The sequence below is a fragment of the Corynebacterium sp. LaCa54 genome, from assembly GCF_046717495.1.
GTDB classification, from domain to species: domain Bacteria; phylum Actinomycetota; class Actinomycetes; order Mycobacteriales; family Mycobacteriaceae; genus Corynebacterium; species Corynebacterium kefirresidentii.
Genome location: NZ_CP177115.1, coordinates 530,008 through 554,585 on the forward strand (window position 1 = coordinate 530,008; position 24,578 = coordinate 554,585).

General features: G+C 59.8%; 26 protein-coding genes. 10 read left to right on the forward strand and 16 right to left on the reverse strand.

The window, feature by feature from the left end; translation table 11 throughout:
- Positions 1–2: 2 nt before the first annotated feature.
- From ACLI1M_RS02725 to ACLI1M_RS02740, 4 genes are read right to left on the reverse strand one after another with little or no spacing between them, the layout of a single operon-like run.
- Positions 3–419 carry a DUF3151 domain-containing protein gene (locus tag ACLI1M_RS02725; protein ID WP_034655777.1) on the reverse strand — a complete coding sequence of 139 codons (417 nt, stop codon included), beginning with the start codon at positions 417–419 and terminating at the stop codon, positions 3–5.
- Between the two features lie 31 nt (positions 420–450).
- Positions 451–1,038, reverse strand: coding sequence for a Maf family protein (locus ACLI1M_RS02730; protein ID WP_023020697.1), 588 nt, complete (start codon positions 1,036–1,038; stop codon positions 451–453).
- On the reverse strand, positions 1,038–1,247 hold the full coding sequence (locus ACLI1M_RS02735) for an acyl-CoA carboxylase subunit epsilon (protein ID WP_248099749.1): 210 nt from the start codon (positions 1,245–1,247) through the stop codon (positions 1,038–1,040). Before ACLI1M_RS02735 ends, ACLI1M_RS02730 begins: the two co-directional genes overlap by 1 nt.
- Positions 1,248–1,255: 8 nt before the next feature.
- Positions 1,256–2,716, reverse strand: a complete 1,461-nt coding sequence (locus ACLI1M_RS02740; RefSeq protein WP_248099747.1) for an acyl-CoA carboxylase subunit beta — start codon at positions 2,714–2,716, stop codon at positions 1,256–1,258.
- 350 nt (positions 2,717–3,066) lie between these two features.
- Between ACLI1M_RS02740 and ACLI1M_RS02745 the strand changes: the two genes are divergently transcribed.
- Genes ACLI1M_RS02745 through ACLI1M_RS02755 form a run of 3 tightly spaced genes read left to right on the forward strand, consistent with a single transcriptional unit; the run spans position 3,067 to position 5,521 of the window.
- A complete protein-coding gene (locus tag ACLI1M_RS02745) occupies positions 3,067–4,335 on the forward strand; it encodes a hypothetical protein (RefSeq protein ID WP_023020700.1) in 1,269 nt (422 codons plus the stop codon).
- Positions 4,336–4,367: 32 nt separating this feature from the next.
- Positions 4,368–4,940 (forward strand): hypothetical protein, encoded by a 573-nt coding sequence (locus ACLI1M_RS02750; protein WP_049383651.1) that lies wholly within the window; start codon positions 4,368–4,370, stop codon positions 4,938–4,940.
- A gap of 2 nt (positions 4,941–4,942) precedes the next feature.
- Positions 4,943–5,521 carry a hypothetical protein gene (locus ACLI1M_RS02755; protein ID WP_248099745.1) on the forward strand — a complete coding sequence of 193 codons (579 nt, stop codon included), beginning with the start codon at positions 4,943–4,945 and terminating at the stop codon, positions 5,519–5,521.
- 100 nt (positions 5,522–5,621) lie between these two features.
- Here ACLI1M_RS02755 and ACLI1M_RS02760 read toward each other — a convergent pair whose 3' ends face one another.
- From ACLI1M_RS02760 to ACLI1M_RS02780, 5 genes are all read right to left on the reverse strand, one after another.
- Positions 5,622–7,112, reverse strand: a complete 1,491-nt coding sequence (locus ACLI1M_RS02760; RefSeq protein ID WP_248099743.1) for an alpha-amylase family protein — start codon at positions 7,110–7,112, stop codon at positions 5,622–5,624.
- Between the two features lie 181 nt (positions 7,113–7,293).
- Positions 7,294–8,115, reverse strand: coding sequence for a carbohydrate ABC transporter permease (locus ACLI1M_RS02765; RefSeq protein WP_023020705.1), 822 nt, complete (start codon positions 8,113–8,115; stop codon positions 7,294–7,296).
- A complete protein-coding gene (locus ACLI1M_RS02770; protein ID WP_023020706.1) occupies positions 8,115–9,119 on the reverse strand; it encodes a carbohydrate ABC transporter permease in 1,005 nt (334 codons plus the stop codon). Before ACLI1M_RS02770 ends, ACLI1M_RS02765 begins: the two co-directional genes overlap by 1 nt.
- 122 nt (positions 9,120–9,241) lie before the next feature.
- Positions 9,242–10,492 (reverse strand): ABC transporter substrate-binding protein, encoded by a 1,251-nt coding sequence (locus ACLI1M_RS02775; RefSeq protein WP_248099741.1) that lies wholly within the window; start codon positions 10,490–10,492, stop codon positions 9,242–9,244.
- A 161-nt stretch (positions 10,493–10,653) separates the two neighbouring features.
- On the reverse strand, positions 10,654–11,646 hold the full coding sequence (locus ACLI1M_RS02780; protein ID WP_248099739.1) for an ABC transporter ATP-binding protein: 993 nt from the start codon (positions 11,644–11,646) through the stop codon (positions 10,654–10,656).
- 44 nt (positions 11,647–11,690) lie between these two features.
- Here ACLI1M_RS02780 and ACLI1M_RS02785 point away from each other — a divergent pair, with 44 nt between their 5' ends.
- Together ACLI1M_RS02785 and ACLI1M_RS02790 are read left to right on the forward strand one after the other, a co-directional pair.
- On the forward strand, positions 11,691–12,560 hold the full coding sequence (locus tag ACLI1M_RS02785) for a biotin--[acetyl-CoA-carboxylase] ligase (protein ID WP_248099737.1): 870 nt from the start codon (positions 11,691–11,693) through the stop codon (positions 12,558–12,560).
- A 36-nt stretch (positions 12,561–12,596) separates the two neighbouring features.
- Positions 12,597–13,037 (forward strand): hypothetical protein, encoded by a 441-nt coding sequence (locus tag ACLI1M_RS02790; protein ID WP_023020710.1) that lies wholly within the window; start codon positions 12,597–12,599, stop codon positions 13,035–13,037.
- Here ACLI1M_RS02790 and budA read toward each other — a convergent pair.
- On the reverse strand, positions 13,015–13,746 hold the full coding sequence (budA, locus tag ACLI1M_RS02795) for an acetolactate decarboxylase (protein ID WP_023020711.1): 732 nt from the start codon (positions 13,744–13,746) through the stop codon (positions 13,015–13,017). The genes ACLI1M_RS02790 and budA overlap by 23 nt on opposite strands.
- Before the next feature lie 79 nt (positions 13,747–13,825).
- On the opposite strand from budA, the gene ACLI1M_RS02800 reads away from it, so the two are divergent.
- Positions 13,826–14,941: a 5-(carboxyamino)imidazole ribonucleotide synthase gene (locus ACLI1M_RS02800; protein ID WP_248099819.1), complete on the forward strand. Its 1,116-nt coding sequence runs from the start codon at positions 13,826–13,828 to the stop codon at positions 14,939–14,941.
- A 24-nt stretch (positions 14,942–14,965) separates the two neighbouring features.
- Complete coding sequence (gene purE / locus ACLI1M_RS02805) at positions 14,966–15,466, forward strand: 5-(carboxyamino)imidazole ribonucleotide mutase (protein WP_023027818.1); 501 nt, start codon at positions 14,966–14,968, stop codon at positions 15,464–15,466.
- Between the two features lie 99 nt (positions 15,467–15,565).
- Here purE and rbsD read toward each other — a convergent pair whose 3' ends face one another.
- From rbsD to ACLI1M_RS02835, 6 genes are read right to left on the reverse strand one after another with little or no spacing between them, the layout of a single operon-like run.
- Positions 15,566–15,940: a D-ribose pyranase gene (gene rbsD / locus ACLI1M_RS02810; RefSeq protein WP_023020714.1), complete on the reverse strand. Its 375-nt coding sequence runs from the start codon at positions 15,938–15,940 to the stop codon at positions 15,566–15,568.
- On the reverse strand, positions 15,933–16,841 hold the full coding sequence (locus tag ACLI1M_RS02815; RefSeq protein ID WP_248099735.1) for a ribokinase: 909 nt from the start codon (positions 16,839–16,841) through the stop codon (positions 15,933–15,935). Before ACLI1M_RS02815 ends, rbsD begins: the two co-directional genes overlap by 8 nt.
- On the reverse strand, positions 16,838–17,752 hold the full coding sequence (locus tag ACLI1M_RS02820; protein WP_248099733.1) for a substrate-binding domain-containing protein: 915 nt from the start codon (positions 17,750–17,752) through the stop codon (positions 16,838–16,840). The genes ACLI1M_RS02815 and ACLI1M_RS02820 overlap by 4 nt, the downstream gene beginning before the upstream one ends.
- A gap of 12 nt (positions 17,753–17,764) precedes the next feature.
- Complete coding sequence (locus ACLI1M_RS02825; protein WP_023027820.1) at positions 17,765–18,706, reverse strand: ABC transporter permease; 942 nt, start codon at positions 18,704–18,706, stop codon at positions 17,765–17,767.
- Positions 18,703–20,247 (reverse strand): sugar ABC transporter ATP-binding protein, encoded by a 1,545-nt coding sequence (locus tag ACLI1M_RS02830; RefSeq protein ID WP_248099731.1) that lies wholly within the window; start codon positions 20,245–20,247, stop codon positions 18,703–18,705. Before ACLI1M_RS02830 ends, ACLI1M_RS02825 begins: the two co-directional genes overlap by 4 nt.
- On the reverse strand, positions 20,244–21,233 hold the full coding sequence (locus ACLI1M_RS02835; RefSeq protein ID WP_200288146.1) for a LacI family DNA-binding transcriptional regulator: 990 nt from the start codon (positions 21,231–21,233) through the stop codon (positions 20,244–20,246). Before ACLI1M_RS02835 ends, ACLI1M_RS02830 begins: the two co-directional genes overlap by 4 nt.
- 133 nt (positions 21,234–21,366) lie before the next feature.
- Between ACLI1M_RS02835 and ACLI1M_RS02840 the strand changes: the two genes are divergently transcribed.
- The 3 genes from ACLI1M_RS02840 to ACLI1M_RS02850 all read left to right on the forward strand — a co-directional run bounded on the left by ACLI1M_RS02840 (position 21,367) and on the right by ACLI1M_RS02850 (position 24,574).
- On the forward strand, positions 21,367–21,810 hold the full coding sequence (locus ACLI1M_RS02840; protein ID WP_198010445.1) for a YdcF family protein: 444 nt from the start codon (positions 21,367–21,369) through the stop codon (positions 21,808–21,810).
- Between the two features lie 203 nt (positions 21,811–22,013).
- A complete protein-coding gene (locus ACLI1M_RS02845; protein WP_248099729.1) occupies positions 22,014–22,913 on the forward strand; it encodes an aldose 1-epimerase family protein in 900 nt (299 codons plus the stop codon).
- Positions 22,914–22,924: 11 nt separating this feature from the next.
- The gene (locus tag ACLI1M_RS02850; RefSeq protein ID WP_200288142.1) at positions 22,925–24,574 is read left to right on the forward strand and encodes a sodium:solute symporter family protein; all 1,650 of its coding nucleotides are present in this window, start codon (positions 22,925–22,927) and stop codon (positions 24,572–24,574) included.
- Positions 24,575–24,578: the final 4 nt, after the last annotated feature.

The window sequence follows — 24,578 nt, forward strand, 5'->3', positions numbered from 1 at the left end:
GTCTAGTCGAGGAGGGTGGCGACGCTGTCTGGGTCGGCGTCGGAAAGCATTTGGCGAATGCGGTCGTACTCATCGTCCTCGCCGATGGCCTTAGCGGCATGGCCGAGGGCGGCGATGGCGCGCAGCACGCCCTGGTTCGGTTCGTGGGAGAAGGGGACCGGGCCCCAGCCCTTCCACCCATTCCCGCGCAGGCGGTCCAGGCTACGGTGGTAGCCCGTGCGCGCGTAGGCGTAGGCGGTGATGAAAGCGGCTGGCTCAGCGCCCTCCTGCTGCTTAAGCTCTTGCTCAGCAAGCAAGGCCCACAGCAGCGGAGAATCCGGATGGGCAACGATGCCGGCGGCGAGATCCGAGGTGGAGTCCGCACCGGGATCGGCTGGCAGCTCAATGGGTTTCGGGGCAAGCATGTCTTTCATTTCCATGCCACCCCACTGTAGCGACGCCGGCGCCCAGCTACCAGAAATCGGAGACGTTAAGGTCAAATGAATACAGCGCGCGGCGCACCACCGGCAGGGAAAGCCCAATAACGGAGGAAGGATCGCCTTCGATGCGGTCAATGAACCAGCCGCCCATTGCCTCCAAAGTAAAAGCACCGGCGCACTGGAGTGGCTCACCGGATCGGGCATACGCTGCGATATCGGCTTCGCTGGCGTGGGCAAAGTGAACCGTGGTGGTAGATGTTTCCACATGGCGCCTATCGCCAAAGAGGAGGCAGTGGCCGGTAAGCAGCTCGGCCGTGCGGCCGGCTTGCTGGTGCCAGCGTTCGATGGTGGCTTCCTCGGTGTGCGGTTTGCCTTGTAACTCGCCGCCGAGCAACAGCATAGAATCGCCGCCGATGACGGGCTCGGTGGGGTAGCGCTCGGCCACCTTTTCGGCCTTGGCTGTCGCTAGGGCCGCCACGATATCGGCCGGTGGGCGGCCGGCGAGCGAGGCTTCAAGGGAGCGCTCATCAATGTCGGCCGGTTCCAAGACAGGTTCTACGCCCGCGCCGCGCAAGATGGACGCACGCGAGGGCGATTGGGAGGCGAGGATGAGCCGCATTAGAAGTACCGCACTGTATGGAAAGCGGAGGGATTATAAATGCGCTGCGACCCAAAGCGCTCGAAGCGCTCAGCCGGGTTGCCCCATTCATTGCGCTCGCCGATAGCACCCGAGTGCTTTGCACTCATCTGCGCCAACACCGTGCGCAGGGCCGCGAGCTCGTCTTCAGTGGGATTGCCCTTTACTACCTTGATTTCAGGCGTAGACATCTCGCCTCCTAAACAGTTCCGTGCTTCTTGGGTACCTGCGCCACGGCCTTGCGCTCTAGCAGACGCAGGCCTTCCACCAGGTAGTGGCGGGTGGCGGAAGGCTCGATGACATTATCGGCCAGCCCGCGCTCCGCAGCGGCATACGGGTGCAAGAAGAGCTCGTCCATCTCTTCTTCCTTTTCCTCAGAGCCATAGATGGCCAGGGAAGCCTGGGAGGCTTGGGTGACGGCAATTTCTGCGGTGGGCCACGCGTAGACCAGGTCCGCCCCCAGGTCTTTTGCACCCATAAATACGTAGGCCGGGCCAATAGCCTTGCGGGTAATTACAGTGAGCTTGCCGACGCTCGCTTCGGCCTGCGCACAGGCAAACTTCGACGCCCTGCGAAGCAGGCCTGCCTTTTCCTCTTCCGGGGTAGGCACAAAGCCTGGGGAGTCCACGAATTCCACGATGGGAGTATTGAAGGCATCGCACGTGCGCACGAAGCGCGCGGCTTTTTCTGCGGCGGCGGAATCCAGTGCACCGGCCAATGCTAGCGGCTGGTTGGCAACGATGCCGACGGTGCGGCCATCGATGTAGGCAAAGCCAGTGACGATATTTTGGGCCGCTTCTGCAGAGAGTTCGAAGAATGACCCCTCATCGACTACAGCCTTAATGACATCGTTTATGTCATAGGCCTGCGCGGCGGTATCCGGAATGACGCTATTGAGATCAAAGTCCGCGACGCTACCGGCATCCACACGCGGCGCCTCCGCGCGGTTATTGGCGGGGAAGTAAGCCAAAACGTCGCGCACGAGGGACAAAGCCTGCTTGTCGTCGCTGGCCACCAGGTGAGCGGTGCCGGACTCTGCGTGGGCTGCGGCGCCGCCAAAGGTCTCTGGCTCCGCGCCGGCCACGTGGCTGGCAGCCTGGTGGAGGGCGGTGCCTTGGGTGACTATGAGGACATCAGCAAACGTCGGCGCGAACGCCGCAATGCCGCTGGTATTGCCCGCGATAACGGAGATCTGCGGAATGAGGCCCGAGGCTTGGGAGACACGCGCCATGAGGCGGGCGTATCCAGCCATGGTGACGATGCCTTCTTGTACACGCGGGCCGGTGGATTCATAAATGCCGATAACGGGAACACCGGTCTTGATGGCGAGGTCATAAATCTTGGTGAGCTTTTCGGCATAAACCTCACCCATCGTTCCATCGAAGATTTCTCCGTCCTGGCTAAAGACGCATACGCGGCGGCCATCGATGGTGCCGTAGCCGGTAACCACGCCATCTGTATAGGGGCGGTCATGCTCGCGGCCGAAGTCGGTGGAACGGTGGCGGGCCAGTGCGTCCGTTTCCACAAAGGAGCCCTCATCGAGCAGCTGCGTCACGCGGGTGCGGGCGGCCGGCTCGCCTTCTCCCAGCGGTGCGCGGGACTCGGCAAGCTTGGCGTCCAGGTCCTCGATCTTGCCGACGGTGGTTTTCAGGTCAGTCATAGGCCCCCACACTACTAGCGCACCCCGGTCAATGCGGAATGAAAGGCAGTAAGAGCGAGGAGTGAAAATCGTTTATGTGGTACTTGCCACCGCACCGTGGACTAAGCATTAAACCTGGGAATTCCTTGAATGTCACCCCGCTCGCTTACCCTATTGTGGGGGTGGTGACCAGTGTAAACATTTTAGGGCGCTGGGCAGGTGAGCGCTAATTGTTGCACCTCAAGGGAGGTAAAAAGATTAGAAAAGTTTTCATTCAACTATTGATGTGAGTCTTGTAATCCCTTATTATTATCTGAGTCTTCATGAATGTTTCCCCTGTTTTTTAACGATCTATTAAGGACGGTCTTCTGGTGATTAAAAAGGGACTGCGCTTGCTCGCACCGCTCGCCGTAGCGACTCTCTTCACGCCAGTGGCGCACGCGGGAGATATTCCCCCGATGCCGCAGGCATATCCCATTTCCAACCTCTATAAGAGCTGCAGTGCCGCTGGCGACAATGTCGAGCGCGAATGGCGCTTTGCAGAAACCGGCCGCCGCTACATGAGCGATGGCACCCTGCAGTTCAAAAACACCACCAATCAAGAAGTGCCCTACACCGCCGAGGTAGAAACCGGTACCAATCACGAGATTGATGCCAATTCTAAGGCCAAGCTGCCTTCTGGTTGGGACACCACCGCCAAGTCCGATATTGGTCTGAAGATGACCAATGGTTGGCGCGATAAAGAAACTTTCGGCCCAGTGAAGCTGAAGCCGGGTGAGTCCTTCCGCGTCGAGTACGGGGTCATCGAAAAGGACTTCATCTCCATGTTCGTGGGCTGCAATGATGACCGCCTGGAAAACATCCCGGGTGCCAACGTCATCCGCGGTAAGGGCCCGGCCGAGCGTTACGCCTTTGCCTACATCATTAAGGCAGATGGCTCCGTGTCCGATCTGGCCATGGAAATTCCTTCCCGCTCTCCGGGGGCAAACTCCAAGCCGATCGAGGGTAACTACACCTCCGTATCCGGCCCGAGCCTAGAAAAGATTGCCGATCCTAAAAAGGATGAGATCATGCAGCCGGCCGCGGAACTGCAGCGCGATCCATCCTGGCCAAAGGAAGGCGATAAGTGTGAAGCTGGCGATACCTCCTGGTACCCGCTGGACATCACCGCTGTAAAGCCGACCTACCGCAAGGCCGGCTACTCCACCGACTTCCTCAACTGGTCCAAGGGCGATTATGAATTCGCCCCAGTGACTGACTTCGTCGTTGGCGCCGAGCACGCCCCGTACACCAACTGGCAGGGCAACCGCGGCGATATTCCGAAGGGCTGGCTGGAGTCCGTCGGTGCCGTAAAGCGCGCCTACATGCCGGTCGGCACCGAGCTCAAGCACGTTGACCTCAAGCCAGGCGAGCGCGTGCGCGTGGAGTATGGCACCACCATGACCCGCATCAACTACCGCGAGATTCACTGCGGCAAGAGCGGAAACTACGACCTCACCTCTAACTACAAGCAGACCTCCGCCCCGAGTGGGTTCTGGGCAGAGGCCAAGATCACCGATAAGGCCGGCAATACCCGTACTGAGGACGTCACTCCGGACGAATTCCGCGACCTGCCGGTTCCGACCCAGACCATCTACTAAACCCCACCACACCTACACAAGGAGAAAGTTCCATGTTCAAGTCCAAGATTGCTTCTACCACCGCGGCTCTCGCCGTTGCCTCCGGCCTGATCTTCGCTCCGGCCGCTAACGCCCTACCACAGCGCGACCTAGGCCCAGCTAACCCGACCACCATCGGCGAGCGCTGCTCCAACCCAGGTGACACCGGCCAGACCGTAAAGATCAAGCGCACCTACTTCGACGGCTCCGCTGGCTCTTGGACCGTGTCCAACTACAACGATGAGCCTTTGCCAGTTACCCGTTCTATCAAGGAGACCAAGACAAAGACTTGGAACGTGTCTGCTGGCGTCGATTTCAAGCTGTTGGATCTCATTAATTTCACCTTCTCTTCCAGCTACACCGATAGCCAGTCCTACGAGGTAGGCGAGCAGGTTGGTCCGTACAACATTGCTCCGGGCAAGACTGCCGTGCTGCGCGCCGGTTGGGTTGTTTCTGATTTCGAAGGTCAGAAGACCGTGTGTGGCTCCGACCACAAGTGGCAGGCTAATGGCGGCACCTTCACGGCTTCTCTGCCGAAGGAACGCCACGTCGAGGTTTCCACTCGTGACAACAACGATTGGGGCTAATCGTGAGCAAGACGTCCATCGCTAGCGTCCTCGCGGCGCTGAGCCTGGTGGCCGCTCCTGTTGCCCACGCCGCTGATTTCGGTGGGGACTTCGAGCTGCCCCAGCGCTGGAACGACGATTATAAGCCGGGCACGCATTGCTCGACACCGGGTGAAAACGGCACCTACGTCACCGCAAAGCGCCGCTGGTTCAAACAGACTGATGCCACCAGCGTGGCCAACCGCAACGACGAAGAAGTGCCGGTCAAGCACACCGTCACCAAGGCCCGCACCCAGACCATCGAGGTCTCCGGCTCCGTTGAGGGTACCGGTGATCTGGCCAAGGTGTTGACCAAGACCTATGGCTTCAACTACGTCAGTGAGCAGCACTGGAAGCTAAACCAGGTGGTTGGTCCGTACACCCTGCCAGCGAATTCGCAGGGCAAGCTGGTGTGGGGCTTTACCATGCTCGATACTGACGGTCAGGACGTTCGTTGCAACTCTGACCAGCAGTGGGAAGCCCAGGGCAAGCCGTACTCGGCCTCCGTGCCAGAAGCGCGCTACTCTGAGCTGCGCTTGGAAGACGCCCCTGAGTGGAACTAATCCACCCCATTAAGGAAGCGCCTCGCCAATCTGAAAGGACTGGCGAGGCGCTTTTCTTTCGGCTAGGCGCTTTCGGAAGCTTGAGTCGAGAGGACAGGGGTTAGGCAGGTAGCCAAGCGTAGCCATAAGGGCCAAGCTCCACCGGTCCGAGATCGATGGAGCGATCGCTGAAATTGTGCAGGCACAGCAGATCGCCGCGTTGGTAACCAAGGACGGCCTCTTCGCCGGTCTCAACCGGCTCACACGGCGCGGTACCGAGATCAGAGTGGGCATGGCGCTCGGCGATCATGGAGCGCACAGTATTGAGCAACGAGGCGGCGTCTTCAATCTGGGCGGCCACAGACGTTCCGCCTACAACCGGCAGCCGGGACGGCGCATTGATGCTGAAACCGGCGTGTTCGGAATCGTCCCACTGCATGGGGGTGCGGACCGCATAGCGGTCCGGAAGTGTCGTGTCATCGAGCATGCCAATCTCATCGCCGTAGTAGATAAACGGTGCGCCCGGCAGGGTCATCAATAGGGAGAACATCAGCTCCACCTTGCGGCGGTCGCCGTTCATCAGTGGCATAAGCCTGCGGGCAATACCCACGTGCGCGCGCATACTGTCTTCTGGCAGGTACTCCTGGTACATCAGATCTCGCACGGTATCGTCCACCATTTCCAAGGTGAGCTCATCGTGGTTGCGCAGGAAGGTACCCCACTGGCAGCCTTCCGGTAGGGAAGGCAGTTCGTCGAGGATGGAGTAGACCGGGGTGGCGTCGCCAAGCGCCAAAGCCTGATACAACCGCGGCATGACCGGAAAGTTGAAGACCATGTGGAAGCGCTCGCCCTGGCCGTAGAATTGCATGGTTTCGGCCGGCGGCTGGTTGGCCTCCGCGATGAGCACGGCATCCGGGTAGTGCGCATCCATGAAGGAGCGAATCTTTTCCACAAACTCGATGGTCTCCGGCAGGGACTCACCGCCTACACCATCGCGCTCAAAGAGATAAGCAATAGCATCGAGGCGCAGACCGTCCAAGCCCTTGTCCATCCAGAAAGACAAAATTTTGAATACTTCCTCCTGCACGGCCGGGTTATCGTAGTTCAAATCCGGCTGGTGGGAATAAAAGCGGTGGAAGTAGTACTGGCCGCGCTTGTCATCCCAAGTCCAGTTGGAAGTCTCCACGTCAGTGAAAATGACGCGGATTTCGGGGTAGCGCTCCGGGTCATCGCCCCAGACGTAGAAATCGCCATAGGGGCCTGTGGGATCCGTGCGGGAGGCCTGGAACCATGGGTGATCGGAGCTGGTGTGGTTGAGCGCCAAGTCCGTCATAATGCGCATGCCACGGCGGTGCAGCTCCGCAATGAGCTCTTCAAAATCCTCCATCGTGCCATAATCTGGGTGGATGGAGTAGTAGTCCGCAATATCGTAGCCATCATCGCGCAAGGGGCTGGCATAAAACGGCGACAGCCACAGGCAGTCCACGCCGAGCCATTGAAGGTAGTCCAGCTTATCGATGACCCCGCGCAGCGTTCCTACCTCCTTATCACCATCGGCCTTAAACGAGCCGACGAGGGCCTGGTAGAAGACTGCATTGTGGTACCAGCTCATGAAAGGTCCTTTCTTTTGGCCCGCCAGGTTAGGTAGGTAAGAAGGCACAGTACTCCGGCCACGAGACCGGGCCAGATGGCGGGGGAGTCGTGAAAGATGTTGATGATGGCCTGAATAACCGCGAGGATGCTGAAGAAACCAAGGAAGCCCAGCGCGGTATCCCACAGCATGGCCCTGCGCATTAGGCCTTGACACCACCTGCGGTCAGGCCAGCGACGATGCGGTGCTGGAAGATGAGCACCATGATGACCAGTGGGATGGTAACCAGCGCGCCAGCGGCCATGGTCGCGGCATAGGGGTACTCAAAGGCCGAGGGGCCGGAGAAGCGTGCAATGGCCACGGTCACCGGCTCAGTATCGGTGGTGGAGAGCTGCTTGGCCAGCATGAACTCATTCCACGTGGTGATAAAGGCGATGATCGCGGTGGTAAACAGCGCTGGCGCCGCCAGTGGCAATAGCACCAAACGGAAAGCTTGAGAACGCGAGGCTCCATCTACCCGGGCTGCTTCTTCCAGTTCCCAGGGAAGTTGGCGGAAGAAGCTCAGCAGCGTATAGACCGTGAGAGGAAGCGCAAAGGAAATATTGGGGATGATCATTGCGCGGTAGGTACCAATCCACTCCAGGTTGCCAAAGAGCTGGAAGAGCGGGGTGACCAAGGCAATCGCCGGGAACATGGAGGCGGCCAGAATAATGCCGGTCACGATTCCCTTGCCAGGAAAGTCATAACGGGAGAGCGCATAGGCGGTAAAGACACCGATGAGCACGGCCACCGCGGTGGTAATCAGTGAGATGAGAAGCGAGTTACCGAGCGCGGCAAGGAAGTCATTTCCCTTATCGGTAGCCAAGGCATCGCGGAAATTATCCAGCGTGACATGGGTAGGCCATGGCGTGGTATCAAAGGTGAATCGCTGATCCCGCAGCGCGGTTACCAGCATCCAGTAGAAGGGAGCGAGGCCCCAGAACATGATGAAAATGATGCCGGCGAAGTGTCCGAATTTACGCATTATTTAGCTGCCTTCCTGCCGGAGACATCCGCACCAAGGAAGCGAATGAGGATAAAGGCGACGACGAAGATAAGAAGGAAAATGAGGGTGGAGAGCGCGGAGGCGGAATTGAAGTTGCCTTGGCGCATATCCTCCACCACCAGCTGCGAGATGGTCGCGGTAGGGGAGTTGGAGGAGCTAGAAATCATGATGACCGGCAGGTCATACATGCGCAGTGCGTCCAGGGTGCGGAAGAGTACGGCCACCATGAGCGCCGGGCGCACCAGCGGGAGAGTGATCCGGAAGAACGTCTGGATACGATTGGCGCCGTCCACGCGGGCGGCGTCGTAGACGTCCTTAGGAATCATCTGCAGGCCCGCCAGGATAAGCAGTGCCATAAACGGGGCGGTCTTCCACACATCCGCGATGATGACGGCCAGGCGGGCGTAGAACGGGTCCGTGGTCCAGGCGATCTGTGCTCCAAGCAGCGAGTTGACGATGCCATCCGGGGCAAACATGAACTGCCATAGCTTGGCCGTGACGGCCGTTGGAATGGCCCAGGGGATAAGTACCGCCGCACGCACGAGGCCGCGGCCGCGGTACTCACCATTCATGATGAGAGCCATCAGCATACCCAGGATGGTCTCCAGCAGCACGGTAACGACGGTGAAAAAGAGCGTAATCTTGACTGCGGGCCAGAAATCTGTGGCGATAACCCCCGGTGGGCAGGTGGAAATCTGGCCGGTACCGGAAACGCATCGGTTATTGATCCAGTACAGGTAATTTTCCAGTCCGGCAAAACCGCCTTCCTCAAAAAGCCCCGTCTGCGGGTTGAGGTGCCTATTGCCTTGGAAGGACAGGAAGATGGCGCGGATGATGGGGTAGCCGATGATGACGGCGAGCACGATGAGCGCCGGAGCAATCAGCCCGGCCACGCGCCCGTAATTTTTGCGCTGGGGTTTCGGCGCTCTTGCCGACGCCCCTTTCGGCGTCCCCTTGGACGCAGTCGGCGAAGCTATAGCCACGCTGGTCCGCCTTTCTGTTAAAGAAATGCTGTCTATTGGCTAGATTCTATCCCCAATAGGGGAGTGAAAACCACAAAGGGTGAGGCGGCGGTATGCCCGCCTACCTCACCCGGATTGGGAATTTAACCCTGGGAAGCCGATTCGATGGCCGCCTTCATATCGGCGGTGGCATCATCGACCGACTTGTCATCCGTCAATGCAGCGTAGGCATTGTCCTGGATGGCCTTAGAAATCGCCGAGTAGAACGGGGAAATCGGGCGCGGTGCCGCGTTCTCCAAGGACTCCTTGAGCGCCGGCAGGTATGGGAACTCCTGCTGTAGCTGCGGGTCATCGTAGATGGAGGCCAAGACCGGTGGGAAGGACTGCTCCGCGAAGGACTTCTGGTTGTCTTCGTTGATGATGAACTTCATAAAGTCGAGCGCAGTGCCCTTATTCTTGGAGTTGATATTGATACCGTTGTTGTAGCCACCCAGCGTGGAAACGCCTACGCCGTCCTTGCCCAGTGGGGCCTGGACCTCGACGTCGACGCCGGCATCAACCGCATTGGAGTACATATATGGCCAGTTCACGGCGAAGGCGGTCTTGCCTTCGGTGAAGGCCATATTGGTTTCTTCCTCGGTGGCGGCGGTGGAGTCCTTGGAGATGGTCTCCTCCTTGTACGCATCCACCATGGCCTGCAGGCCGTCTTTGGCTTCCTTGGAATCCACGGTGACATTGCCGTCCTTATCCAAGACAGAGCCGCCCCAGCCTTCCATGAAGTCAGCGGTATTGAGCGCAAGGCCTTCATACTGCTTGAGCTGGGTGGTCAGACAGTTCTTGCCGTCTTCCAGCGCCTTACATGCAGATTTGAGATCTGCGAACTTCTCGGGAGCCTTATCCGCGAGCTTGGTATTGCGGAAAAGCAGCTGACCATTGGTGTTCTGCGGCAGCGCGTAGAGGACGTCGTTATAGGTGGCGGACTCTACGGTGGCCGGCAGTAGCTCATCCGTATTGGTTTCAAAATCACCATTGAGCGGCTGGAGCCACTGGTTGGCAGCGAACTCCGCGGTCCACACGACGTCCAGCGCCATGACATCGTAGTCATCGCTGCCCGCCTGCAGGGACTGCACGAGGGTCTCGCGCTGGGCGTCAGCCTCGCCGGCCAGCTCCTTGAGCGTGACCTTCTCGTCTGGGTGCTGCTCGTTCCACTTTTCGATGATGGGGGTCACCTTGTCCGTGTCATTTTTGCCCATGGCAAAAGTGATGGGGCCGTGCGCATCCGCCCCGCCTTCGGAGGAATCGCCCGCAGCGGAATCGGAGGAGGACGAAGAGCAGCCGGCCAGAGCCAGAACTGCAGTAGTCGCAACGGTGGTGCGAAGCAGGAATCTCTTCATGGAATTCACCTTTCGGAAAACTTTCGGTTCTTTAAACCTAAAATACGGAAATCGAAAGGTGGATAATTTTGACCTATTTAACTCTAAATGGGGGTAGTAAAGGGGCGGTGGGAGGTTGGACTACGTACCTGCGGCACTGTGACCCAGTGTCCGCCGTGGGGCTAATCCTGTGAGATACGGCGCCCCGTTTCTGGGTCAAAGCGGAGTGCTTCGCGCGGGTTGAATGTCAGTACGACATCTTCGCCGCGCTGTGGTGGGGTACCTTCGGCGCGAGCAACAAAGCGGTTTTCGCCCACGGTGACGTAGACATAGGACTCGGCGCCCAGCTCTTCCACAATGTCCACCACGCCCTGGAAACCCACTGGGCCCTTGTTGATAAACATCTTTTCTGGGCGCACTCCTACGCGGCCACCGTTGTAGTCAAAGATATTCATGGCTGGTGAGCCGATGAAGCCGGCGACGAATTCGTTTGCGGGGGCGTCATAAAGCTCGCGCGGCGGAGCCACTTGCTGCAGTTCGCCGTCTTTGAGCACCGCTACGCGGTCACCCATGGTCATCGCCTCTACCTGGTCGTGGGTGACGTATACCGTCGTCGTACCCAGTCGCTGCTGCAGGCTGGCCAACTCGGCGCGGGTCTGAACGCGCAGCTTGGCATCCAGGTTGGATAGTGGCTCATCCATGAGGAAGGCCTTCGGCTCGCGCACAATGGCGCGGCCCATGGCCACGCGCTGGCGCTGGCCACCGGAAAGGTCCTTGGGCTTGCGCTTGAGGTACTCGGTCAGACCGAGCGTCTCCGCAGCTGCGTGCACCTTGGCCTTGATGTCGGCCTTGGGCAACTTCGCCAGCTTCAAAGCAAAGCCCATGTTTTGTTCTACTGTCAGGTGTGGGTAAAGCGCATAATTCTGGAAGACCATGGCGATATCGCGATCGCCTGGCTCTAAGTCGGTCACGTCCTTGCCATCAATGGTGATGCGGCCGCTCGATGTCGGCTCTAATCCCGCCAGTGCGCGCAGCGTCGTGGATTTACCGCAGCCCGAAGGACCAACGAGCACCAGAAACTCGCCGTCCGCGATTTCGAGGTTCAAGTCCTTTACCGTGGGCGCGCTCGCGCCGGGGTAGGTGATGTTGACCTTTTCAAAAGTGACCTTTGCCATGCGCAACACACTAGCACCATTGGTGGCCGGTATCCTTAAGGCTTATGACTGCACTTGATTTGGAACGCATTCGCACCGCATTGGCCGATGATTTCACCACCATCGATTTCGTGGAAAAGACCGGCTCCACCAATACCGATTTGATGCAGGCCACCAACGTTGCGGATGGCACTGTGCTGCTTGCCGACGAACAACTTTCCGGCAAGGGCCGCCTCGGCCGCTCCTGGACCGCACCGGCCGGCTCCCAGGTCATTTTTTCTGTGCTTTTGCTACCGGAATCTCTCGATCACTTGGGCACCCTACCTCTGGCCGCGGGCTTGGCGGTCACCGATTCCATCGAGGGCACTGTACTCAAGTGGCCGAATGATGTGCATATCGATGGCAATAAGCTGTGCGGCATCCTCGCTGAGGCCGGACCCGTGGGCCAGGCTTTCAAGGCCGCGCCAAAGACCGAGCTCACCAAGGTGGAGGTAGGTAAGGCAGAGGTCAATAAGGCCGAAGTCAACAAAGCTGAGGTCAACAAGGCGGAGCTCAATAAAGCCGTAGGCGGTGCCGCGCCCTCTGCGCGCGTGGTCGTGGGCATGGGCATCAATGTCACCTTGACCCGCGAGGACCTGCCGATTGAAAAGGCTACCTCGCTCGCTCTCGAAGGCCGCGATACCGACCGCACCGAGCTCGCCATTACCGTGTTGAAGAACCTGCGCCGCCGCATTGTGCAGTGGGAGAACCACGATCCGCAGCTCCTGCGCGATTACCGTGCGGTGTGTTCCTCACTGGGACAACAGGTGCGCCTAGAAACTCCATCCGGCGATGTTAGTGGGCACGTGGATGAAATCGGCGAGGACGGCCGCATCATGGTCGCTGGTGAGTACTATTCCGCGGGCGATGTCACGCATCTGCGCCCACAGCAGTAGACCGCACAAGAGACACGGGAGGTAGCATCCATAGCTATGGGATTAATGAAGATGGGCCAAGGCGAGATCAAGCGCGCAGATGTCTCCGCGCCTTTTCGCGCATTGATTTTCCCTTTTCTCGAGCTCATCCTCATTACCGGTCTACTGTGGATTGCCATCGGTTGGTGCGATGTCCAAGCAGTAGACCCGATGCTGCGCAATGGACTGGTCGCGGTGTGGGCGCTGTTGGGAATCTGGCGCTTTGTCATCCCGCTTTATAAGGCCCGTCGCAAGCGCTTCATAGTGACCAATAGGCGCGTCATCGCGCGCGAGGGGCGCACTATCGATTCGATTCCGCTGCAGGATATTCGCGGTGCTCGAAAACGACGCGGCGGAGTGTCTCTAGCCATCCATGGTTGGGACCGCGCCATGTATTTCCCTAATGTTGCAAAGCCCAAGCGCGTGGCTGAGATTATTAATGATCGCCCTTGGTTTTAACCTCAGTGGTGTGCAGCTGGCTATCCAGGTCCTCCGGCGAGAGGTTGGCGCGGCTAAATTCCTGCGTCAGCGGCAGGCGCAGCTCTAAATCAGAGGCGGGGCAAAGCTCAACCGTTGCCTTATCTACTACGTAGTCCAAAACGTGCCCACCGGAGGTGCGGGCGGCGTCGATAAAGTGCACGTGACAGCCTGGCACCGAAATTCCTTTTTCATAAACGGGGGTGCGGAAGCCGCCGATGACTCCTTCGACGTTCTGAAAGTGCAGCTCTTTATCTCCGCCGACGGCCTCTGACATCGGTGGGTAGGGCTTTTCCTGCTTGACCACCGTGCGGGTGGTGACCTCCTTAAAAGTGCCCACGATGCGCACCGCATACATGTAGTTGGCGGAAGGCTCGAGCCTATCGATAAAGGCGGAGAGCTGATCGCGGCGCAGGCCCGCGGGGGCGTCGGCAGTAATGCGAGGAACAAAATTGGTGGCTACCGCATAGGGGGTGCGCTGATCCAAATCTGCAATCTGTGCGGAACCATCGCCCCGCAGTTGGTAGCAGGTGCCGTCCAAAATGATCATCTCACCGTCGAGGCCATCGAAGGTGCCCAAGCCGAAGTTTCCCTTACCTAGCAGCTCTGAAATGGTCATTTCGCCGTCATAAATGCCATCAAGCAAAGCGGTCATGAGTGAATTTTGGAAGATGGTATGACGAGTGAACATAGTATCCAGGCTAGTATTGGGGGACGTGAGTGACTTAAAGCCTATTGTAACTGTTTGTGGCGACGGCCAGCTGGCCCGCATGATGCAGCCGGCCGCCGCGGAGCTCGATATTCACCTGCGGATTCTAGCCAGCAAGCCGGATTCTTCCGCGGCGCAGGCCACCCCGGACGTGGTGCTGGGGGACTATACCTCCCTGGAGGAGCTGCGCGGCGTGGCCGAGGGCGCGGATGCCATCACTTTCGAGCACGAGCATGTGCCCAATGAGCACTCCGCCGCGCTTATCGACGCCGGATTTAACGTCCAGCCCCAGCCCACCGCCCTCATTTACGCGCAGGACAAGCTAAAGATGCGCGAAAAGCTCGCCACATTCGGAGCACCCGTGCCGCGCTTTGCTGCAATCGATTCGGTGGCCGATGCCCGCGCCTTCTTCGACGCCGTCGATGGTCGCGTCTGCCTCAAGGCCCGCCGAGGTGGCTACGACGGCAAGGGCGTGTGGTTCCCCACCGCCGATAATTGCTTTGAGCTGGTTTCCGAGCTGCTCGAGGCCGGTACCCCTCTCATGGCTGAGGAAAAGGTGGACCTGACCCGCGAGCTTTCCATCCTCGTTGCCCGCCGCCCCTCCGGTGAGGCCAAGGTGTGGCCGATTACCCAATCCCGCCAGGAAAACGGCATCTGTGCCGAGGCCATCGCGCCCGCCCCCGGCCTTACCCCGGAACTTTCCCAGCGCGCTTCCGAGCTGGGACTATCTATTGCCGAGTCCTTGGGCGTGACCGGCGTGCTCGCCGTAGAACTCTTCGCCTTTGACGGTCCCGACGGCGAGGATATCTCCGTTAACGAACTGGCCATGCGTCCGCATAACACCGGTCACTGGACTCAGGACGGCTGTGTTACTTCCCAGTTTGAGCAGCACCTGCGCGCCGTGCTCGACCTCCCGCTAGGTGCGGTCGATGCGCTTGCCCCCGTCACCGTCATGGCCAATGTCTTGGGAGCCGACGAAGATCCTGCCATGCCCATGCCGGAGCGCGTTCGTGAAGTAATGAAGCGTTACCCGCAGGCCAAGATTCACCTCTACGGCAAGGATCACCGTCCCGGCCGCAAGATTGGCCACGTCAACGTTACCGGTGAGGACACCGACGAGACCCTGACCATCGCCCGCAAGGCAGCGCACTTTCTCGTGCACGCCGAATGGGCATAAAACTCTGCTTATAGAAAGGACAGCATGCAACCACACGTAGGCATCATCATGGGCTCTGATTCTGATTGGCCCACCGTTGAACCCGCCGCCCAGGTCCTCGCAGACTTTGGCATCCCCTTCGAAGTTGGCGTGGTCAGCGCTCACCGCACCCCAGAAAAGATGCTCGCATACGCAAAAGAAGCCCATACCCGCGGCCTGAAAGCGATTATCGCCTGTGCCGGTGGCGCCGCGCACTTGCCCGGCATGGTTGCAGCGGCCACGCCGCTGCCAGTCATCGGCATCCCGCGCGCTTTGAAGGAGCTCGATGGCCTCGATTCCCTTCTTTCCATCGTGCAGATGCCTAGCGGTGTGCCGGTCGCCACCGTTTCTATCGGCGGTGCAAAAAACGCCGGCCTGCTTGCTGCGCGCATTCTCGGGGCAGGTGACCCCGCTATACAGGACAAGATGGTGGACTACCAAAAGCAGATGGCCGAGGAAGTCGAGCAGAAGGATAAGAACCTGCGCGACAAGCTGCTGGGAGAGTAGCTCTTAGGAAAAGAAGTAAATAAAACAAGCACGTTTAGCCACAACCGCGGAGGTTTCGGCAAAACGTGCTTGTCTTCTGCGCGGTGACGTCGACGAACGCTAGAAGGGCACGCCGGAGCGCAAGATGACATTGGCAAACGGCGTGGTGGAACCGGTGCGCACGACAAAGGAGGCGCGGGCAACTTCGCGTTTGAGGTCGTCATGGGAGACCTCGGTGAGGGGTACTGCGGGAAGCAAGGAACGCACCTCGGTCGGGGTGGAATCGGCGATGGTGGCGGCTTCGACTACGACTTCGTCGAGGAGGGCGGCCAGCGTATCGGCAAAGGTGGGGATGCCAAAAATCAAAGTGAGGTCGATGACCGGCACCTCGTGGGGAATGGGCAGGCCGCAATCAGCGATGACAAAGGTATCAGTGTGGCCAAGGCGCGCAACGGCACCGGCGAGCGCGGGATTAAGGAGACCGGACTTACGCATTGGTGACCTCCGGCAAAGTGGATGCGGTCGTGGGGTAGGAGGGCTGCGCGCCGTTACCGGTGGCGGCGAAGGCGCCGACGCGGGCGGCGAAGGTGGCGGCATCGACAAGCGAGGCTCCAGCGAGGAGCTGGGCGCAAAAGGCACCTGCGAAGGCATCGCCGGCGCCGGTGGTATCCACGGCGGTCACGCGCGGGGTGGGGATATCCGCGCCGCCATCCGGGGTAGCAACGTGGGCGCCGTGGGCGCCAAGGGTCAGCACGACGGAACGGAAGCCTGCCTCTACCAGGCGGTGGGCGAGTTCGCGCGGGGCGCCGTCTGCAGGTAGGCCGAGCTGGTCCAAGATGAGCCCCGCTTCGTGTTCGTTGGCCAGCAGGGGATCGGCCTGCAGAAGCGAGTCACGGTCGACCTCGACTACCGGAGCGAGGTTAACCACCACGCGACCTTGCGCAGCGTCGACTGCCGCCTGAAAACCAGAGGCAGGGATCTCGCCTTGGAGGAGCACCACGTCGGCATCGGCGATGGTGGAGGCGCGGGCGGTGACAAAGGGGGCGTCGACAAGCGCATTGGCGCCGGGGGAGATGACGATGGTGTTCTCGCCATCGGCCGAGACGGTAATGACGGCGAGGCCCGTATTGGTATCGGCCTGCTCCACCGTGCCGAGATCGATTCCGGAGGTGCGCATATAGTACATGGCGGGCTCGGCATAAGGATCGGAGCCCACCGCGCCCACAAAGGCCACGTTGGCGCCCAGCTGCGCCGCCGCAACGGCCTGATTGGCGCCCTTGCCTCCAGCTAAAATCTCGCCGCCGGAGCCCAGCAGGGTTTCGCCGGGCTGCGGGTGGCGCTCGGCGTGGACGATGAGATCGGCATTGATGGATCCGACGACGGTTAGCTTGCTCATTGGAAATCCTCTACATTGTCGCGGGTAACGGTGATGACCTCGACGGGGACGTTCTTCTCCGCCGTGCCACCGTGCAGGAGCGCTGCGGCTTGTTCGATGGCGCGGGCACCGAGCTCTGCGGGCTGCTGGGCGATGGTAGCTTCCAGCTTGCCATCTTTGACTGCCTTGAGGCCATCGAAGGTGCCGTCAAAAGCCACCACCTTGACCTCAGTACCGGCGCGCGAGCCCAAGGCTTCGACCGCGCCGAGCGCCATTTCATCGTTTTCTGCAAAGATCGCCTTGATATCGGGGTTGGCTTGCAGCAGGTTGGTGGCAACGTTGAGGCCCTCCGTACGGTCAAAATTCGCCGATTGCTTGCCGACGACCCGAATATCCCCGTACTTCGCAATCTGCTCTGCAAAGCCTTTGCCGCGCTCGCGCGAGGCGGAGGTACCGGCGGTGCCCTGCAGGATAAGTATCTCTCCCTTTTCCCCGATGGAATGCGCGAGTGTATTCGCCGCCTGTGCGCCGCCGGCGACGTTATCGGAGGCCACCATGGAATCCAGTTCTACGCCGTTGACGTCGCGGTCCACGCCGATAACCGGCACGCCGTCATCCTTGATGCCGCGCACGGCCGGGGCGACGGCATCGGAATCGGTGGGGTTAACCACGACCACCTTTGCTCCCATCGACGTGGCGTTTCCCAGTTGATTGACCTGTTGGGCGGGGTCATCGGAGGCGTCCTGGATATCCAGCGGAACGCCGAGCTCCTTGGCCTTATCTCGTGCGCCGTGGCGCAGCTCAACGAAGAAGGGGTTGGTCTGTGTCGACAGCGCTAGCGTGATGCGGTTGCGGTCTTCTTCCGAACGATTGCAGGAGGCAAGGCCAAGCGCAAGCGCAGGCACGAGAAGGGTGGCGATGAGCTTTTTCATGGTGGGTGCTCCTTAGCTGGCCGTCTTATTACGGATAACGTCGAAGCCGACGGCCAGCGCAATGACCAAACCAATGACGATCTGCTGCCAGAACGAGGAGACATTGAGCAGATTCAGACCGTTGCGGATAACGGCCAAAAGAATTGCGCCGACCAGCGTGCCGGTGGCCTTGCCCTGGCCGCCGGAGAGCGAGGCGCCGCCGATGACGACGGCCGCGATGGCATCCAATTCATAGCCGGTGCCGGCCTGAGGTTGCGCAGATTCGAGGCGGCCTGCCATGACCATGCCGGCCCAGGCGGCAAAGAAACCGGAGAGTGCGAAGACGGCGATCTGGATGCGCTTGACCGGCAGGCCCGAGAGACGGGCGGCCTCGAGGTTGCCGCCGATGGCGTACATGGAACGGCCGAGTACCGTGCGCTCTAGGATGAACCAGCACATGAGCCCGGCGATGACCATCATGATGATTGGAACTGGAAAGCCCGCGATATCGCCGCCAAAGGCGTTGACGGCTGGGGCGGTTTCAATGGGCGAGCCTTGGGAGATGACCAGGGTAAGTCCGCGGGCGATGGACATCATGGCCAGCGTTGCGATGAAGGACGGAATCTTGCCCCACGCGGTGGCCATGCCGCAGATGGCGCCGGCCAGCGCTCCTACGATAAGGCCGATGAGCAACGTGAGCCAGCCAGGTAGACCAGCGGTGGAGAACATATAGGCCGAGACCATGGCACCGAGCGCGGCGACCGAACCTACCGAAAGGTCGATGCCAGCGGTGACGATGACAAAGGTCATGCCGAAGGCCAAGATTGCCACCGTGGCGGCCTGGATGCCGATATTGAGCAGGTTCGCCACGGTAAGAAAGTACGGGGTGGCGATAAACAGCGCGATGCACAGGGCAATAAGGCCAACGAGTGCGCCATTATTCATCGCCCAGTTAACTACTCGATTCTTGGTCAAGCTTCATCCTTGGGGTCAGTTCCGGCAGGTGCGGCAGCAGCGGCGGAAGTAGCGGAGGTCACATTGGATACGGCGAAGGCCATGACCTCGTCTTGGGTGGAGTCCTTGGGGAGTTGGCCGGCGAGTTGACCACCAGACATGACGAGGATGCGATCGGACATGCCGAGCACCTCGGGTAGATCGGAGGAGGCCATGAGCACGGCGCCGCCGGCAGCGGTGACCTCATTGATGATGTTGTAAATCTCCACCTTGGCGCCGACGTCGACGCCGCGGGTGGGTTCATCGAGCAGGAGGACCTTGGAACCGGCCAGTACCCAGCGGCCGAAGACGGCCTTTTGTTGGTTGCCACCGGATAAGTTCCGGATGGGCTGCGAGAGATCGGCCATACGGATGCGCAGCTTTTCCGCTACCGCACCGGCGCGGCGGCGTTGGCCGCTGCGGTCTGCAAGCCCTGCCTTGGCAGTGGGGTAGAGGGTAGCAAACCCCAGGTTATCGCCCACGGAGGCGTCAAGGACGAGCGCCTGGGACTTGCGGTCTTCCGGGATATGGCCCACGCCGGCGCGGATGGCCGCACGTATATCGCCTCTGCGCAGCTGCGTGCCGCCAACGCGGATGGAGCCGGAATCGTAAGGATCGGCGCCTGCGATGGCGCGAATGAGCTCGGTACGGCCAGCACCCACGAGTCCGGCTAGGCCGACGACTTCGCCGGCATGGACGGAGAAGGTGACGTCGTGAAAGGCGCCGTCGGAAGTCAGCTCGGAGACTTCTAGTAGGGCCTCGCCGTGTTCAGGGGGAACCTTGCGCGGGTATTGATTTTCAATCTCGCGGCCGACCATGAGCCGGACCAGCTCGTCTTCGTCCGTATCGGCAGGGACTTCGGCAATGAAAGAACCATCGCGCAGCACGCTAGTGGTCTCTGCAATTCGCGCTAGTTCCTCCAAGTGATGGCTGATAAAAATCATGGCCACGCCCTTGGCCTTGAGCTCCTCAAGCACGGCAAAGAGGGCATCGACCTCCTTACCGGTGAGCGCGGCCGTGGGCTCATCCAGGATAAGAATTCGTGCGTTCATGGACAGCGCCTTGGCGATTTCTACGAGCTGCTGCTTGGCGACGCCGAGCTCACCCACCGGCATATCCAGGTCCACGTCCAAGCCGATGAGATGCAGCGCGGCTTGGGCCTGTGCCTTGAGGTGTTTGTGCTTGACCAACCCGAAGCGGCGCGGGGTGCGCCCGAGCATGATGTTCTCGGCCACCGACATGGTGGGAACGAGGTTGAGCTCTTGGTGGATGGTGGCGATGCCCAGCGCCTCGGAGGCCTTGGTGTCGGGGATTTTAACCTCTGCGCCATCCACCACAATGCGGCCGGAATCTGGTTGGTGGACACCGGCAATCATCTTGATGAGCGTGGATTTTCCGGCGCCGTTTTCACCCAGCAAGGCTTGGACCTGACCCCGGCGGACGGTGAGATCCACGCCTTTAATGACTTCTACCTGGCCAAAGGATTTGGTTACGCTTTCTAAGCGCAATACGTGGTCACTCATGGCGTGGCCTCATCGAGGTGGTGGGCGGTGGACATGCGTGGGATGTAGCGGGTGTCTAGCACTTCGCCTTCTGGCTGGCGCTTTTCGTTAATAGCCGCGATGAGCTTAGCCGTGGCGGTCTCGCCCATCCGTGCAACATCCTGGTCCACTACCGAGATGGGAGAGGGCTGAAAGCGCAGGTAGATAAAATCATCGAAGCCGACAAGTGCGATTTCTTCTCCGATGCGCTTGCCCGCATTATGGCAGGCCTCGAGTGCGCCGGCAGTCATCATGGAATCGCCGGCAATAAGCGCGGTGACGCCCTCCTGCAGGAGCGCGATGGCTCCCTTATAACCTTCGCGGTGGCGGTAGCTGCCGTGGTGGATGTGGGTAGGCATCCCGCGCGTGGCGGCCTTAAATGCTTCGAGTCGCTGCCGGCCGGTGGAGGTTTCCTGCGGGCCGGACAGGTAGCCGATATGCGTGTGCCCCTTCTCCTTGAGCTGTTCCACGGCCTGTTCGATTCCCTTGTGTGGATCTGATAGCACTGCGGGAATCTGGCCCAGGGTCCGGTCAATGAGCACCAGTGGCCGGTAGGTGCGCGCCTGCTCGAGTGCTTCTTCGGCGCCTTCGAGCGGCACGGCGATAATGCCGTCTACCTGGCGTTCCATGAGGGCATCGAGCGCCTTGACTAGCCGCTGTGGTTCCTCGCCGCAACTGGTAATCATTGTGGCTAGACCCTGTTTATCGGCGGCCTCTTCAACGGCTGCCGCCATTGCGGCGAAATAGGCATTATCCAGGCTGGGGATGACTAGACCGATGGCATTCGACCGGGAGCTACGCAAGGCGCGGGCCTGGGCGTTGGGCCTATAGTTCAGCTTGATGGCCGTGTCCTTGACACGTTGGCGCGTGGATTCAGAGATAGCAGGGTTGCCCGAGAGTGAGCGGGACGCGGTAGAAATGGATACTCCAGCAGCAGCGGCCACGTCTTTAAGGGTGGTTCCGGCCATGCTGACCTCCTTGGGTTTTAAGGCGTATGAGCCATCGTCTGGCCCTACGGGGTGCAATCGATTGCATGCTCGAGTTAAACCTAAGGCCTTTTCTATCTTTCTGTCAAGGTGTGGCGAGTCTATGCTGGTATCCATGTCTGACCCGCTCCTCGTGTTGGGTTCCCGCGTAACCCACGGCTATCCCGGCGCTATGTTGCGTTCGCGTCTGGATAAAGCGCTGGCCCTTTATCATGGCCAGCAGATTATTGTCTCTGGTCGCGGCGAGGCAGGTCCGATGGCCACTTATCTTATTGAGCGCGGCGTACCTGCTGAGCGAGTAGTGGTGGAGCCAGACGCCACGAGTACCAATGAGAACCTGGAAAATGCACACCGCTTGGCCCCGCACGCCGTTTTGCAGGTGGTGACCAATGATTTTCATGTCCTGCGCACAACGCTGTGGGCCCGGCACCTAGGTATTGCTGTGCGCGTGCATCCCGCGCGCACCCCGTGGCGGTTAATGCCGCGTAACTATCTGCGTGAAGTTCTAGCTACCCCGCACTCCGCAGCGCGAATAGCGTGGCGGCGGGTGTGTAGATAGCACTGCTGCTTAGTTGGGGGGGGGCTGTTGAGTCCCTTCCAGGTGTCCTCAACCCCCGAAAGAGGTTAACTGCAGGTTAACTCCATGGCGGTGAGCTGGTGAAACGGTAGATATACGCTCCTTATTATGCAAACGATTGACCGGCGCTTTGCCGTGCTCCTAGGCTAAATCCAACGAAAGTTATAGCCAGAAAGGTCTTTGTTATGACCAGTGGAGGAGCGGCTGGCTCTGACGCTGAATACCCCAGCGTCGCCATTTCTCATGGCGATTACGCGGCCGAGATTGCTCTGTTCGGCGGTGCAATCAAGGCGCTGACCTATCGCGGTGCGCCTTTGGTGGAAAGCTACGACGGTAAACCACCGCTCATGGCCGGGGTGGTGCTGGCGCCGTGGCCCAATCGCACCGAAGATGGCTGGTTTGAATGGCAGGGGAGCGCCCACCAGCTAGAAGTTACGGAGCCGGAGCGCAATAACGCCATCCACGGCTTCGCGGTGGACTGGTGGCGGGTAAAAGAACGCACAGAAAGCCGAGTGATCCTCGCTTTTGACATTGAGCCGCGGCACGGTTGGCCATGGGCCATTCAGCTGGAGGCTACCTATGCTCTCGATGAGCAAGGATTGCACCACCAGCTCACCGCCCGCACCGCGGACCCCGGCGAGGTTCCTTTCGCCTATGGGCTCCACCTCTACCTCTCCCCTCAGGGAGCTGGGGCGGAGGAAGCGGTGCTGAGCGTGGACGTCGGCAAGCGCCACGTGCTAGACGCGCGCAACCTGCCCACGGGTAAGACGGAGCAGGTGCGCATTGTCAACCAAACCATCGCCGAGGTGGATTGGGACGATTGCTTCCACGGTGAAGGGCCGCTGACGGCCATATATACAGCCGGTGGAAAAGGCGTGCGGCTGGAGATGGGCGAGGGCCTGAATTGGGTGCAGATGTTTACCCCGGCCGACTTCCCGCGGGAACAAGGCCCAGGCAAGGCGCTTGCGGTAGAGCCCATGAGCGCGCCGCCGAATGCGCTGCGTAGCGGGGAAGACCTCGCGCGCTTGAGTGCTCAAAATTCGCAGACTTATACGCTGCTGCTGGCAGCAGAAAATAATAACTAGAAAGGTCAGCCATGGAGACTGCTGAATCCGTATTGAGGCTCGATGCCTCTTGGGTGGATTACTTATTGGTAGCCATCTACTTCCTCTTCGTTCTAGGTATCGGCTGGGCCGCCAAGGCCAGGGTGTCTAGTTCCATCGACTTCTTCCTCTCCGGTCGAGGATTGCCCGCCTGGGTGACCGGACTGGCCTTCGTCTCGGCCAACCTAGGCGCGGTAGAAATCATCGGTATGTCCGCCAATGGTGTGGAGTATGGCTTCCAAACCATGCACTACTTCTGGATCGGTGCCATCCCCGCCATGGTCTTTTTGGGCATTGTGATGATGCCGTTCTACTACGGCTCCAAGGTCCGCTCGGTGCCGGAATTTATGCGCAAACGTTTTGGCAATGCCGCGCACTTGGTCAACGCGATTTCCTTTGCCGTAGCCCAGCTGCTCATTGCAGGTGTGAACCTGTACCTGCTGGCCACCATCGTAGAGGCCCTATTGGGTTGGCAGATGTGGGTATCGCTCTTGGTCGCCGGGTTTATTGTGCTGTCCTATATCACCTTGGGGGGCCTTTCGGCCGCCATCTATAACGAGGTGCTGCAGTTCTTCGTTATCATCGCCGCGCTTGCCCCACTAACCATTATTGGGTTGAACCGCGTGGGCGGCTGGAGCGGGTTAAAAGACGCCGTGGCCAATGACTCTCACTTCCACACCTGGCCGGGCACGGACATCTCCGGCTTCGAAAACCCGGTGTGGTCTGTCATCGGCATCGTCCTAGGCCTAGGCTTCGTGCTCTCCTTCGGCTACTGGACCACCAACTTCGTAGAAGTCCAGCGCGCCATGGCCTCGGATTCTATTTCCGCGGCCCGCAAGACCCCGATTATCGGTGCCTTCCCCAAGATGTTCGTACCTTTCCTGGTGGTTATTCCGGGCATGGTTGCTTCCGTGTCCGTGGCTGACTTGATGGAGGAGCGCGCCGAGCCGAACGACGCCATCCTGCTGCTCATGCGCGACCTGCTACCCAATGGCCTATTGGGTGTGGCAATTGCCGGTCTCTTGGCGTCGTTCATGGCCGGCATGGCGGCAAATATCTCGGCTTTTAATACCGTCATTTCCTATGACATCTGGCAGACCTACGTGGTCAAGGACCGCGAGGATGACTACTACTTGAAGTTCGGCCGCATCGCTACGGTTATCGCCACCGCTATTGCCATCTTCACCGCGCTTTTGGCACAGAACTTTGGCAATATCATGGACTACCTGCAGACCCTGTTTGGCTTCTTTAATGCGCCGCTCTTTGCCACCTTCATCTTGGGTATGTTCTGGAAGCGCATGACCCCGCACGCTGGTTGGTCCGGACTGGTGGCCGGTACTGGTTCCGCCATCGTTTTCTGGTACGTCGCTTCTTTCACGGACATGATTAATCTTCCAGGCCAGGGCACCGCCTTCGTCGCGGCCGGCGTGGCCTTCGCCGTGGATATCGTGGTCTCCATCGTGGTTACCTTGTTTACCCAGCCCAAGCCGGATGCCGAGCTGGTCGGCTTCGTTTCCTCCGTAACCCCCAAGGACCACTTTGAGGACTACACCGAAAAGTCCTTGCCGTGGTACCAACAGACCGTCCCGCTGGGCATTATCTGCCTAGTTATGGCCGTAGCACTCAACGTCATCTTTGCCTAAGGAG

Bases quoted from the DNA above. Each gene is read 5' to 3' on its own strand.
- ACLI1M_RS02725 (WP_034655777.1), bottom strand. From the start codon at position 419: ATGGAAATGAAAGACATGCTTGCCCCGAAACCCATTGAGCTGCCAGCC.
- ACLI1M_RS02730 (WP_023020697.1), bottom strand. From the start codon at position 1,038: ATGCGGCTCATCCTCGCCTCCCAATCGCCCTCGCGTGCGTCCATCTTG.
- ACLI1M_RS02735 (WP_248099749.1), bottom strand. From the start codon at position 1,247: ATGTCTACGCCTGAAATCAAGGTAGTAAAGGGCAATCCCACTGAAGAC.
- ACLI1M_RS02740 (WP_248099747.1), bottom strand. From the start codon at position 2,716: ATGACTGACCTGAAAACCACCGTCGGCAAGATCGAGGACCTGGACGCC.
- ACLI1M_RS02750 (WP_049383651.1), top strand. From the start codon at position 4,368: ATGTTCAAGTCCAAGATTGCTTCTACCACCGCGGCTCTCGCCGTTGCC.
- ACLI1M_RS02760 (WP_248099743.1), bottom strand. From the start codon at position 7,112: ATGAGCTGGTACCACAATGCAGTCTTCTACCAGGCCCTCGTCGGCTCG.
- ACLI1M_RS02765 (WP_023020705.1), bottom strand. From the start codon at position 8,115: ATGCGTAAATTCGGACACTTCGCCGGCATCATTTTCATCATGTTCTGG.
- ACLI1M_RS02775 (WP_248099741.1), bottom strand. From the start codon at position 10,492: ATGAAGAGATTCCTGCTTCGCACCACCGTTGCGACTACTGCAGTTCTG.
- ACLI1M_RS02780 (WP_248099739.1), bottom strand. From the start codon at position 11,646: ATGGCAAAGGTCACTTTTGAAAAGGTCAACATCACCTACCCCGGCGCG.
- ACLI1M_RS02785 (WP_248099737.1), top strand. From the start codon at position 11,691: ATGACTGCACTTGATTTGGAACGCATTCGCACCGCATTGGCCGATGAT.
- ACLI1M_RS02790 (WP_023020710.1), top strand. From the start codon at position 12,597: ATGGGATTAATGAAGATGGGCCAAGGCGAGATCAAGCGCGCAGATGTC.
- budA (WP_023020711.1), bottom strand. From the start codon at position 13,746: ATGTTCACTCGTCATACCATCTTCCAAAATTCACTCATGACCGCTTTG.
- ACLI1M_RS02800 (WP_248099819.1), top strand. From the start codon at position 13,826: ATGATGCAGCCGGCCGCCGCGGAGCTCGATATTCACCTGCGGATTCTA.
- purE (WP_023027818.1), top strand. From the start codon at position 14,966: ATGCAACCACACGTAGGCATCATCATGGGCTCTGATTCTGATTGGCCC.
- rbsD (WP_023020714.1), bottom strand. From the start codon at position 15,940: ATGCGTAAGTCCGGTCTCCTTAATCCCGCGCTCGCCGGTGCCGTTGCG.
- ACLI1M_RS02815 (WP_248099735.1), bottom strand. From the start codon at position 16,841: ATGAGCAAGCTAACCGTCGTCGGATCCATCAATGCCGATCTCATCGTC.
- ACLI1M_RS02820 (WP_248099733.1), bottom strand. From the start codon at position 17,752: ATGAAAAAGCTCATCGCCACCCTTCTCGTGCCTGCGCTTGCGCTTGGC.
- ACLI1M_RS02830 (WP_248099731.1), bottom strand. From the start codon at position 20,247: ATGAGTGACCACGTATTGCGCTTAGAAAGCGTAACCAAATCCTTTGGC.
- ACLI1M_RS02835 (WP_200288146.1), bottom strand. From the start codon at position 21,233: ATGGCCGGAACCACCCTTAAAGACGTGGCCGCTGCTGCTGGAGTATCC.
- ACLI1M_RS02840 (WP_198010445.1), top strand. From the start codon at position 21,367: ATGTCTGACCCGCTCCTCGTGTTGGGTTCCCGCGTAACCCACGGCTAT.
- ACLI1M_RS02845 (WP_248099729.1), top strand. From the start codon at position 22,014: ATGACCAGTGGAGGAGCGGCTGGCTCTGACGCTGAATACCCCAGCGTC.
- ACLI1M_RS02850 (WP_200288142.1), top strand. From the start codon at position 22,925: ATGGAGACTGCTGAATCCGTATTGAGGCTCGATGCCTCTTGGGTGGAT.